Here is a 10,675-nt window from a genome sequence, read left to right as displayed (position 1 = left end):
ACTTCACCAACGACATCGACGAGAACCGCCTGATCCTCAGCTACGTGCTGCCGCTCTGGTAACACGCGCCACAAGCTTGCTTGAGGCCTTGTAGGGGCGAATGAATTCGCCCCTACAGGTTCGCGATTGCGGGCTCACACCTGCGCCGCTTCGAACCCCGCGCGAATCTGCTCTTCCGGCAACTGATCGCCGATGAAGACCATCACGCTCTCGCGCGCTTCCCCAGCCTGCCACTCGCGGTCCCAGTCGAAGCCGTAGAGCCGCAGCACGCCCTGGAACACCAGGCGACGTTCTTCGCCGGCGATGGACAGCACGCCCTTGTAGCGCAGCATGGAATTGCCATGCTCTTCCAGCAGTTGCTCCATGAAGGCACTGAGCTGGTCGATGTCCAGCGGCCGCTCGCTTTTCAACACCAGGGTGCCGATGCGATCCGGCGTACCGGCCGGCACGAGGGGGCGAAGGGTCATTGCCGGGCCAACATCGGCGTTGAGGTTGAAGCCACGTACGTCCAGCAGTTCAGCCAGGTCGATGCGGCCGTGGTCCACCACGCGGATCGGCGCGCGGCGGTTGATGCGCGAGAGGCGCTGGCAAAGGGCGCCGAAGTGGGCTTCGTCCACCAGGTCGCGCTTGCTCACCAGGATACGGTCGGCAAAACCCACCTGGGCCTGGGCCATGGTTTCCTGCAGATGGCGCTCAGCGTTCACCGCGTCCACCAGGGTGATGATGCCGTCCAGCACATAGCGCTCGCACAGCTCTTCATCGGCGAAGAAGGTCTGCGCCACCGGCGCCGGATCAGCCAGGCCGGTGCATTCGATCACCAGGCGGTCGAACGCCAGCTCGCCGGCATCCAGCCGCTCCAGCAGGAGGAACAGCGCCTTCTCCAGCTCGACGTGGATGGAGCAGCAGACGCAGCCATTGGCCAGGGTCATCACCTGCACCGGCTCATTGCCCAGCAACTGGCCGTCGATGGGTGTCTCGCTGAACTCGTTTTCGATCACGGCGATCTTCAGGCCGTGATCGGCCTTGAGGATGTGTTTCAGCAGGGTGGTCTTGCCGGCACCAAGAAAGCCGCTGAGCACGGTGACGGGAATAGGGAGATGGGCAGACATCGGGGGTTTCCTCGGAATCAGGAGCGAACCCGTAGGAGCGAGCTTGCTCGCGAAAAGCCCGGGCAAAACCGTTCGCGAGCAAGCTCGCTCCTACAAGTAAAAAGCGCCACGACAGGCGTGGCGCTCAGGTTAACGCATCAAAACTTCAACAGCAGCGTATGGGCCGTCCCTTGCCGCCGCCGTAGCGGGCGTCCTGCCGCTCGCGGAAGAACTCCTCGTAACTCATCACCGGTTTGTCCGGGTGCTTGTTCTGCATGTGCTCGACATAGTTGTCGTAGTCGGGCATGCCCACGAGCATGCGCGCGGCCTGCCCGAGGTACTTACCCATGCGGCCGAGGTCATTGAACATGCTCGCGGTCTCCTCAAGCGTCCGGAATCGGCTGGAAGGGGGATTCCTTGTCGCTGCGCTCGGACTTCATCCAGGCACTGCGCCCAACCTTGATGGCGAAGAACAGGACGCTCATCACCACGAAGAGGAACAGTACGGTCAGCCCGGCATTCGTGTAGGCGTTGAAGATCACATGCTGCATCTGATCCATGTCCTTGGCCGGGGCCAGGATCTGGCCGGCGTTGGCGGCATCGCTGTACTTCTTGGCCAGGGCCAGGAAGCCGACGGCCGGGTTCGGGTCGAGCAGCTTGATCAGGCCTGCGGTGGTGGTGCAGATCAGCAGCCACACAGCCGGCACCAGGGTGACCCAGACGTAGCGCTGGCGCTTCATCTTGATCAGCACCACGCAGCCCAACATCAGGGCGATACCGGCCAGCATCTGGTTGGAGATACCGAACAGCGGCCACAGGGTGTTGATGCCACCCAGCGGATCGATCACGCCCTGATACAGCAGCCAGCCCCAGAGGGCCACGCAACCGGCGGTGGCGATGACGTTGGCGGTCCAGGATTCGGTCTTCTTCAGGGCCGGTACGAAGTTGCCCAGCAGGTCCTGCAGCATGAAGCGACCAGCACGGGTACCGGCATCCACGGCAGTGAGGATGAACAGCGCTTCGAAGAGAATCGCGAAGTGGTACCAGAAGGCCATGGTGTTCTCACCCGGCAGCACCTGGTGAAGAATCTGCGCGATACCCACGGCCAGGGTCGGCGCACCGCCGGCACGCGCCAGGATGCTGTGCTCACCGATGTCGGTCGCGGTCTGCTGCAGCACTTCCGGGGTGATGGCGAAACCCCAACTGCTGACGGTGGCGGCAACGGTGTTCACGTCGCTGCCCACCAGGGCGGCCGGGCTGTTCATGGCAAAGTACACGCCCGGCTCGATCACCGAAGCAGCAACCATGGCCATGATGGCGACGAAGGACTCCATCAGCATGCCGCCGTAACCGATGTAGCGGGCGTGGGTTTCGTTGGCCAGCAGCTTGGGCGTGGTACCGGAGCTGATCAGCGCGTGGAAACCGGATACCGCACCACAGGCGATGGTAATGAACAGGAACGGGAACAGGGTGCCCTTCCACACCGGTCCGGTGCCGTCGACGAACTGGGTCAGGGCCGGCATTTTCAGCTCCGGCGCGAGAACCAGGATGCCGATGGCCAGACCAACGATGGTGCCGATTTTCAGGAAGGTCGACAGGTAGTCACGCGGAGCGAGGATCAGCCACACCGGCAGCACGGCGGCGACGAAGCCGTAGCCGATCAGCATCCAGGTGATCTGCACGCCGGTGAAGGTGAAGGCCGGACCCCAGACCGGGTCGGCAGCCACGATGCCGCCGAGCCAGATGGATACCAGCAGCAGCACCACGCCAATGGCGGAAATTTCGCCGATGCGGCCCGGGCGGATGTAGCGCATGTAGACGCCCATGAACACCGCGATCGGGATGGTCGCCATCACGGTGAACATGCCCCACGGGCTTTCGGCCAGGGCTTTCACCACGATCAGCGCCAGCACCGCAAGGATGATGATCATGATCAGGAAGCAGCCGAACAGGGCGATGGTGCCCGGAATACGGCCCATCTCCTCGCGAACCATGTCACCCAGCGAACGGCCGTTACGACGCGTGGAGAGGAACAGCACCATGAAGTCCTGCACCGCACCCGCCAGGACCACGCCGGCGATCAGCCAGAGCGTGCCGGGCAGGTAGCCCATCTGTGCGGCGAGTACCGGCCCCACCAGCGGGCCGGCGCCGGCGATGGCGGCGAAGTGGTGACCAAAGAGGATGTGCTTGTTGGTCGGAACGTAGTCCAGACCATCGTTGTTGAGCACCGCAGGTGTTGCACGGGAGGGGTCCAGCTGCATCACCTTGTTGGCGATGAACAGGCTGTAGTAGCGGTAGGCAATCAGGTAGATCGCGGTTGCAGCAGTAACGATCCAGAGGGCGTTGATGGCTTCGCCCCGGCGCAGCGCCACAGTACCGAGCGCAACTGCGCCCAGCAGGGCAACGGCGAACCAGGCGATTCGGGTAGCCAGTTGAGTCATTGAATTGTCTCCTGCCGCTGGGTTTACCTGCGGCGGCTTTTGTTGTTGTTTATGCCCGGATAGGGGCAGCGGACACTATCGGCGCCTTGAGCCCGCGGAGACATTCGCACAACTACGAAGCACGACTACGTAATACTACGTAGCCAGCATGCCCCTTCTCAGGGCACCGGACATTCCTGTGGGGACGTTTTCAATCGCCATGTCTGCGTTAGCTATTGCGAGAGGCCAAGAGCCTTGTAGGAGCTGGCTTGCCAGCGAAACGGGGCCATTCGCTGGCAAGCCAGCTCCTACGGGCAACGCAGCTGCCCGCAACACGTAATGCAGACAGAGCCATTTCAATCGCCATGCGGATCGCAGGTTCGCCCTTCGGCCTCATCGATACCCGCCCTGATGGGTATCGCTCCGCTCCACCGCATCCTACGGAACTGCTCAGTGCAAAAATGTGCGGGTGGGAGCGATTTCAATCTCGAATGAATTCTCCCCGCAGAAAGAAATTCAGCGACTGAGCAGCAACCGTCCGCCCAGGCCCAGCAGGAACACGCCCATCAGGGTCTCGAACACCGCCTTGAAGCGCATGAAGCCGCCGCGTACTGCGGGGCTGGAGAAAAGCAGTGCCATGCTGCAGTACCAAAGGCCGGAGAATCCGGCGGCGATGACGACGATGGCTGCATGGAACCAGACCGGCACATGGACCGGGACCATCACGGCGAAAATGCTGCCGTAGAAGGCCAGCGCCTTGGGGTTGGTCATGCTGACCAGGTAGCCCTTGCGGGCGGCAGCGAAAACGCCGGACTCAAGGGCCTCAGGCGTGGCAACCGGGGGCTTGCGCGCCCCGAGGATCATCCGGCTGCCGAGCCAGATCAGGTAGGCGGCACCGGCCAGCTTGATGCCGAGGTAGAGCCATTCCACCTGCGACACGATCAGCCCCAGGCCGGCCACGGCCAGCAGTGCCCAGGTGGCGGAGGCAGCCGCCAGACCCAGCCCGGTGGCGACGCCGGCACGACGGGAACGCAGGGTCGCCGTGGAAGTAACGATGGCGAAATTGGGTCCGGGGCTGACGACGCTCAGCATCAGTACGCCAGAGATGGCCAGCAACGCACCGAGGTAGTCCACGGCACCCTCCTGTCGTATCGGTTGGGGAAGATGCCGGCGAGTATATCGGGAGGCTGGATCATCAGCGATGGTCAGCCGCTCAAGACCTCAAGGCGCAGCCGGCATGGGCACATCGCCCATCGGCGGTTCGTCGTCAGGCTCATCCACCCGGTCGTTGCTCCGCGGAATGCCCGCTGCGAACCAGCTCGCATTGGCGGCATTGCGGATCAGCAGCACCGGACTGTCGCAGGGGTTCGGCGGCACGGGGTTGAAGATATCGTTGATCCTGAAGTCACCTTCCTCGTCCAGCGGCACACCCAGCAGGTCGGTGCTGCTTTCCGTGAAAGGCGCCACACTGCCGCAGAACAGGGTGGCGAAGACGGACTGCCCGGTGGCCCTGCCGATGTTGTTGCCGCCGCCCAGGATCAGTCCACGCCCCTCAGCCCGGAAAGCCCCGGCAATACTGAGCCGCGCATCAAAGCTGCGGATCAGCCAGATCTGCCCGGCCGGTTGCACCCCGCGCACGATGTTGCGGTTGACCACGGTGGCGATGGCTTCAGTGCCCTGGCCGCTGGACAGGGGCGACACACCGATACCGCCCTTGAAGCGCAGCAGATCGTCCTCCGCCAACGCCGTGGAGACCAGAGCGCCGACAAGCAGCAATACGGGGATGGATAGCGCAATTGTTCTTTTCATGACTGCAGCTCCTGTCAGGCACCCGCCCTGGGTGGGGCGGGTGGTCGCTGAACGGAGAATGGCGCCAGGCCGAATACCCTTGTCGCAATGGTGGGGCCGCGCGGGCCCGACCGTCCGTCAGAGTTGGCACGAGCGCGAAAAGCTGGATGGCGGGGGGGCTTGAACCCTGGAAGTACTGCACTGGCCATTATAGGCCCGTGCCCTCGTGCCCCCTTTCCGTCCGTCCCCTGCCCTGGCCCTGGCCATGCCCCTCGTCGGGGAAGGTGCCCCGCAGGTCACCACCGGCCAGCTCGGCCCCCAGCAGGGTCATCAGGAACAGCCAGAGGCAGGCGCCTGTCAGTGGCCAACGGCGATGGCGGCGAACGCGGGAGAACGCACGACTGCTCATAGGGGCTGCTCCCGGCCCTTGGGCAGTTGGGGCCTTAACCTCAAGGGTATGTGCCCCTGCGAGAAAGCCCAGGCCTTACATCGGAGGAAAACCGCCCTTCAGCCAGGCGCAGGGGGGGCGAGGCTTCCCTGCGCCGCCGTCACATCCGCCACTCCAGGCCGACGTAGACGCTACGACCATCGCCCGGCATGAACTGGGCGCTGTCCAGGCCGTGGGCATCGGCGATCACGCCGGTGGTGGCGGCATAGGTCTTGTCCGAGAGATTGCGGCCCTCGACGAAGAAGCCGAAGCCCTCCGCCGGACGGTAACCCCCTTTCAGCCCCCAAATGGAGTAACCGTCGGCATAGAGGGTTTCTGCCTGGTCGACGTTGTAGTGGTTGGGCACCCACTCGAAGGTCGGGCCGGCGTACCAGCCTTCACGCTGCCACAGCGCTTCGCCCTTGATGAACTGGCGCGGCAGACCGGCCAGGCGGTTGTCGCCATAGACGTCATCGCCATCGAAACGGAAGTCGTTGAGCAGGTACTGGCCGCGCAGCACGAACTGGCCAAGGGTCCATGCGCCGCCCAGCTCTATGCCTTGGTGGATGGTGCGGTCGGCGTTGATGGTGCCCAGCGGCTGGCCATTGCCGTCGTTGAGCGCCAGCAGTTCGTCGCGGATTTCGCTGCGGTATACGGCCAGGTCGAGGTCAACATCATCACGCTGCCAGCGCATCCCCGCCTCGAGGGTGTTGGCCTTCTGCGCGTCGTTGGCGGTGATCACCTGGCCACCGGTGAGCTCGCTGAAGGTCGGCGGCTCGAAGCTCTGACTGAAGTTGGTGAACAGCACCACTTCCTCGTTCAGTTCATAGCGCAGGCCAACCCGGCCGAGGCGGCCGGTGTAGCGCTTGTTGAAAGACTCATCCTGGCGCACGCACACCGCGGTCACGAAGGCATTGCAGCGCAGGCGGTCATCGACGTCACGCTCCTGGTGCAGCCAGGCCGCGCCGCCAATCAGCGCCAGGCGCTCGGCCAGGGGTATTTCCAGTTCGCCGAACGCATTGACGTTACGTGCGGTCTGGTGCAACTCGTTGACCTTACGGCCCTTCTCGCCACCGACGTTCACATAGCGCGAGTCCCAGTTGCGGCCGTGGTTCGTCTCGACGCCGCCGGTCCAGCGCCAGCCCTCGTCGTTCTGCCACTTGTGCGAGAGGCGTGCGCCGTAGTCCTCGCTGTCGATGTCGAGCACCTGGAAGATCGGGTGGAACAGGCTCTTCTCGCTGTAGAAGGTGGCCAGCTCCAGGCTGTGGCCGCCGCCAAGTTGCAGGGCGGTGATATTGCCAACGCGATTGAGGTCGAAATCACGCTGCTGGTCCCCGCTGATGCTGTTGGCAGAAGCCTGCTCTGGATCGCGGCGCATCTGCGCCTTGGTCAGGCTGCCCGGCAGGTCGGAGTCGGTTTCCACATGGGTGAAGTAGAAACGGGTCGCCAGGTCCTCGTTGATCAGCCCGCCGAGGTTGGCGAAGTAGCGCTGGTTCTCCTGCCGCGAGTGGTCGCGGTAGCCGTCCTGGTTGTAGCCGTTAAGGCTGACGAAGCCGTCCCAGTTGCCGAAGTCCTGGGCGAAGGCGCCATACAGGCGCTCATAGCCGAAGCTCCCGCCCTCGGCGCGCAGGGTCGCCGGCGGCGCGGTCTTGCCGGTGGGGCTGACGAAGTTGATCGCCCCGCCGAGGTTGGCCGCGCCATAACGCCAGGCATTGGCGCCGCGCAGCACTTCAATGTGGTCGGTTGCCAGCGGCTCGATGGTCTGGAAGTCGAAGCTGCCGTCGGCCAGGTTCACCGGCGCGCCGTCCTGCATCAGCAGCAGGCCGCGACCATGGAAGGTGCGCTGCAGGCCCGAGCCACGGATCGACAGACGCGCCTCCTCGGCACCGAAGCGCGGCTGGATGAACACGCCGGTCGCCATCCCCAGGGCGTCCTGCAGGGTGCTGCTGCGACCGGTCTTGTAGGTTTCCGCGTCCACCACCCCGGCGCCGCCGGGGATGCGGGAGAACTCTTCCTTCTTCTCGGCGATGGTCGGGGCGGTGGGGTCCTTGCGGTACTCCCCTTTCACCAGGGTGTTGTCCAGTTCCACATGCTCGGCATGGGCAAGGTTGGCAAGGCTCACGGCAAGGGCGAGCAGGCTCAGCATGGAGGTGTTGTGCATGGTGCACTCCCAAAGATCAGTGTTCGGCGTTGTTCTTTTGGTCGGCCTGGCGGACGGACAGGCACGGGATGGCGCCGCGCCAAGGGGCGCGGCGGCCGGAAAGAACACCGCTAGGGAGCGCGGGGGTTGGCCGGAGGCCAGGCGTGTCGCGGTGGCGCCTTGCTGCGCCGCTCGTACGGAAGGAGACGGACCGTGCCCGGACGGAACAGCCAGGCAAGCCCGAAGAGGATGGCGACGCTGAGGGTGACGCCGGCGCAGAAGGGGCAACTGAAGAGGTTGGACCAGAGGCTGGCGGAGGCGCCGCCGATACCGCCATCGAGAGCGGGACCGCTGTCGCTGCCGACGGAGCAGAACTGCCCGCCGATACCGCTCAACTGCAGCCCCATTGCCTGCCCATGATGCAAACCGCAGGCGAACAGATTGAGCAGGACGCAGGCATAGAGCATCCAGGCAATCAGCGAGCGGTCTTGGCTGGCCAGGTTCATGGGCGGCGACTCTAGCATCGGGCTTTCAAGGCTGAAAGCAGGAAGGCTCTGTGGTGGATTGCCGCAGGAATCCCCGCCTCCCGCAGCACTAGCGAATGAATTCGCCCCCCCCAAATAAGGCCCTCAGAGCGCGTCCAGCGGAATCTTCAAGTAACGAATGCCATTGTCTTCGGCCGGCGGCAATTGGCCGGCGCGCATGTTCACCTGCACCGCCGGCAGGATCAGCGCCGGCATGGCCAGGGTGGCGTCCCGTGCGATGCGCATGGCGACGAAGGCGTCTTCGTCGATGCTGTCATGGGCATGGACGTTTCCAGCGCGCTGCTCGGCCACCGTCGTTTCGCAGCAGTATTCGTCGCGGCCCGGCGCCTTGTAGTCATGGCAGAGGAACAATCGGGTTTCATCCGGCAGCGCGAACAGTCGCTGGATGGAACGGTACAGGGAACGGGCGTCGCCTCCTGGGAAATCGCAGCGGGCGGTACCGTAGTCGGGCATGAACAGGGTGTCGCCGATAAACGCGGCGTCCCCGATCAGGTAGGTCATGCAGGCCGGGGTATGGCCCGGCGTATGGAGGGCGAGGAGCTCAAGCTCGCCGATGGCCAGACGGTCACCGTCTTGCAGCAGGCGGTCGAACTGGCGACCGTCGGTGGCGAAGTCCTTTCCGGCGTTGAACAGCGCGCCGAAGCGCTGTTGCACCTGGGTGATCAGCCCACCGATGGCCAGGCGCCCTCCGAGCTCCTGCTTGAGCCAGGCCGCCGCCGAAAGGTGGTCGGCATGGACGTGGGTTTCCAGCAGCCAATCGACCGTCAGACCCTGTTCCCGCACGTAAGCGGCGATGCGCTCGGCCCCGGCATGGGACGTGCGACCACTGGCGGCGCAGTAGTCCAGCACCGGGTCGATGATGGCGCAGTGACCGCTAGCCGGATCGCTGGCGGCGTAGCTGTAGGAACAAGTCGCCGGGTCGAAGAAAGCTTCCACACGCGGTTTCATGGTACGAGCTCCAATCCTGGTTTCTTCAGCTTAGTTTCCGGCTCGGCCGCCTGTACCCACCCTCCAGGCCTGCGTAAAGGAGCATCCCGCCCAGCATTGCCAGGAAAAACATCCAGGCCTGCCAATGACCGGTCAGCAGTAGCGCCACAGCCGGGCCCGGGCAGATGCCGGCGATGCCCCAGCCCGCACCGAACATCAGGCTGCCGCCAATCAGCCGGCGATCAGGACCACGCTTGGCGGGCAGTTGCATCGGCTGCCCCAGCCAGGACTCCGGCAGTCGCCTGGCAAGGCTGAAGGCCGGCAACGCAACGGCGATGGCACCGGCCATCACCAGGGCCAGGGACGGGTCCCAGGCGCCGGCCAGATCGAGGAAGGCGAGCACTTTGGCCGGGTCGGCCATGCCGGCGAGCAGTAGGCCCAGACCGAATATCAGGCCGGCGAGAAAAGCACTGAGCTTGCTCACAGACCACCTCCAATCAGGTGTCGCATCACGTAGGTGGTGAGGAACCCCATCGCCATGAAGGCCAGGGTCGCCACCAGCGAGCGCGGCGACAGGCGCGCCAGTCCGCAGACGCCATGGCCACTGGTGCAGCCGGAACCGTAGCGGGTACCCACCCCCACCAGCAGGCCGGCAGCCAGCAGCGCCAGCCAACCCGCGTCGATCCGTACCGGCGGCGCCCCCGAGATTGCCGTCCAGACCACCGGTGCCAACAACAGGCCGAAGAGGAACAGGGCCTTCTCGCCCAGGCCATCACCGGCGCGCTCAAGCAGACTGCCGAGCAGTCCGCTGATGCCGGCGATGCGGCCATTGGCGAGGATGAACAGGCTGGCGGACAGGCCGATCAGCGCGCCACCAGCCAGGGCGCTCCAGGGCGTAAAAGAGAGCCAGTCAATTGTCATCGGGGGACTCCTGGCCTCGTCGGCCGAACGGTTACAGGTGGCGCGATCATATACCCCCAGGGGTATATGATCCAGACGCTCGAAACCCAATGCGACCGGCCGCTAACGCCGCCAGGAAAACTCAGGTGTACTTGGTGAAGATGGCGCGAACGCGCTCGAGGGTGTCGCCAGCGTCCTGCTCCGGGTCGAGCATGGCCTCTTCCAGCAGACACATCAGCATCTGCTGGTAGGCACGGTCGAGCGCCTTGCGCGAGGCGCTGAACTGTTGGGCGATAGCTTCACAGTCGTCGCCACGACGGATCATCGCCTGCAGGCCGCGAATCTGTCCTTCAACGCGGGCCAGGCGCTTGAGCATGGCGTCCTGATGGGCGGCCACCACTTCGTTGGTCATTGGCGGTCTCTACTGGCGATTACCCCGG

General features: G+C 64.6%; 12 protein-coding genes. All 12 read right to left on the bottom strand.

Features of this window, described 5'->3' with window-relative positions; translation table 11 throughout:
• Positions 1-134 precede the first annotated feature (134 nt).
• The 12 genes from yjiA to AAHM40_RS18625 all read right to left on the bottom strand — a co-directional run bounded on the left by yjiA (position 135) and on the right by AAHM40_RS18625 (position 10,647).
• On the bottom strand, positions 135-1,109 hold the full coding sequence (gene yjiA, locus AAHM40_RS18680; protein WP_342245968.1) for a GTPase: 975 nt from the start codon (positions 1,107-1,109) through the stop codon (positions 135-137).
• Between the two features lie 145 nt (positions 1,110-1,254).
• Entirely contained in the window at positions 1,255-1,458 is a 204-nt protein-coding gene (locus tag AAHM40_RS18675; protein ID WP_120650776.1) for a YbdD/YjiX family protein, read from the bottom strand.
• A gap of 13 nt (positions 1,459-1,471) precedes the next feature.
• Entirely contained in the window at positions 1,472-3,529 is a 2,058-nt protein-coding gene (locus AAHM40_RS18670; protein WP_342245967.1) for a carbon starvation CstA family protein, read from the bottom strand.
• 495 nt (positions 3,530-4,024) lie between these two features.
• Positions 4,025-4,642 carry a LysE family translocator gene (locus AAHM40_RS18665; RefSeq protein WP_342245966.1) on the bottom strand — a complete coding sequence of 206 codons (618 nt, stop codon included), beginning with the start codon at positions 4,640-4,642 and terminating at the stop codon, positions 4,025-4,027.
• A gap of 87 nt (positions 4,643-4,729) precedes the next feature.
• Positions 4,730-5,317, bottom strand: a complete 588-nt coding sequence (locus AAHM40_RS18660; protein ID WP_342245965.1) for a hypothetical protein — start codon at positions 5,315-5,317, stop codon at positions 4,730-4,732.
• A gap of 187 nt (positions 5,318-5,504) precedes the next feature.
• Positions 5,505-5,705: a hypothetical protein gene (locus AAHM40_RS18655; protein ID WP_342245964.1), complete on the bottom strand. Its 201-nt coding sequence runs from the start codon at positions 5,703-5,705 to the stop codon at positions 5,505-5,507.
• Between the two features lie 139 nt (positions 5,706-5,844).
• Positions 5,845-7,884 carry a TonB-dependent receptor family protein gene (locus AAHM40_RS18650; protein ID WP_342245963.1) on the bottom strand — a complete coding sequence of 680 codons (2,040 nt, stop codon included), beginning with the start codon at positions 7,882-7,884 and terminating at the stop codon, positions 5,845-5,847.
• A 110-nt stretch (positions 7,885-7,994) separates the two neighbouring features.
• Positions 7,995-8,369 (bottom strand): DUF2946 domain-containing protein, encoded by a 375-nt coding sequence (locus AAHM40_RS18645; protein WP_342245962.1) that lies wholly within the window; start codon positions 8,367-8,369, stop codon positions 7,995-7,997.
• Between the two features lie 123 nt (positions 8,370-8,492).
• A complete protein-coding gene (locus AAHM40_RS18640) occupies positions 8,493-9,356 on the bottom strand; it encodes an MBL fold metallo-hydrolase (RefSeq protein ID WP_342245961.1) in 864 nt (287 codons plus the stop codon).
• Between the two features lie 25 nt (positions 9,357-9,381).
• Positions 9,382-9,819: a DUF6691 family protein gene (locus AAHM40_RS18635; RefSeq protein WP_342245960.1), complete on the bottom strand. Its 438-nt coding sequence runs from the start codon at positions 9,817-9,819 to the stop codon at positions 9,382-9,384.
• Positions 9,816-10,316: a YeeE/YedE family protein gene (locus AAHM40_RS18630; RefSeq protein ID WP_342245973.1), complete on the bottom strand. Its 501-nt coding sequence runs from the start codon at positions 10,314-10,316 to the stop codon at positions 9,816-9,818. Before AAHM40_RS18630 ends, AAHM40_RS18635 begins: the two co-directional genes overlap by 4 nt.
• 61 nt (positions 10,317-10,377) lie before the next feature.
• Positions 10,378-10,647, bottom strand: coding sequence for a metal-sensing transcriptional repressor (locus tag AAHM40_RS18625; RefSeq protein WP_028630102.1), 270 nt, complete (start codon positions 10,645-10,647; stop codon positions 10,378-10,380).
• Between the last annotated feature and the right edge of the window lie 28 nt (positions 10,648-10,675).

Origin of the sequence: Pseudomonas sp. OTU5201 (assembly GCF_038440135.1) — a bacterium.
In the GTDB taxonomy this organism is placed as follows: domain Bacteria; phylum Pseudomonadota; class Gammaproteobacteria; order Pseudomonadales; family Pseudomonadaceae; genus Metapseudomonas; species Metapseudomonas resinovorans.
Note: the sequence above shows the minus strand (reverse complement) of the source record. Positions and strands in the feature narration are given on the sequence as shown.

Coding starts and splice junctions, on each gene's coding strand:
- yjiA (WP_342245968.1), bottom strand. CDS start 1,109: ATGTCTGCCCATCTCCCTATTCCCGTCACCGTGCTCAGCGGCTTTCTT.
- AAHM40_RS18660 (WP_342245965.1), bottom strand. CDS start 5,317: ATGAAAAGAACAATTGCGCTATCCATCCCCGTATTGCTGCTTGTCGGC.
- AAHM40_RS18640 (WP_342245961.1), bottom strand. CDS start 9,356: ATGAAACCGCGTGTGGAAGCTTTCTTCGACCCGGCGACTTGTTCCTAC.
- AAHM40_RS18645 (WP_342245962.1), bottom strand. CDS start 8,369: ATGAACCTGGCCAGCCAAGACCGCTCGCTGATTGCCTGGATGCTCTAT.
- AAHM40_RS18675 (WP_120650776.1), bottom strand. CDS start 1,458: ATGTTCAATGACCTCGGCCGCATGGGTAAGTACCTCGGGCAGGCCGCG.
- AAHM40_RS18670 (WP_342245967.1), bottom strand. CDS start 3,529: ATGACTCAACTGGCTACCCGAATCGCCTGGTTCGCCGTTGCCCTGCTG.
- AAHM40_RS18625 (WP_028630102.1), bottom strand. CDS start 10,647: ATGACCAACGAAGTGGTGGCCGCCCATCAGGACGCCATGCTCAAGCGC.
- AAHM40_RS18655 (WP_342245964.1), bottom strand. CDS start 5,705: ATGAGCAGTCGTGCGTTCTCCCGCGTTCGCCGCCATCGCCGTTGGCCA.
- AAHM40_RS18650 (WP_342245963.1), bottom strand. CDS start 7,884: ATGCACAACACCTCCATGCTGAGCCTGCTCGCCCTTGCCGTGAGCCTT.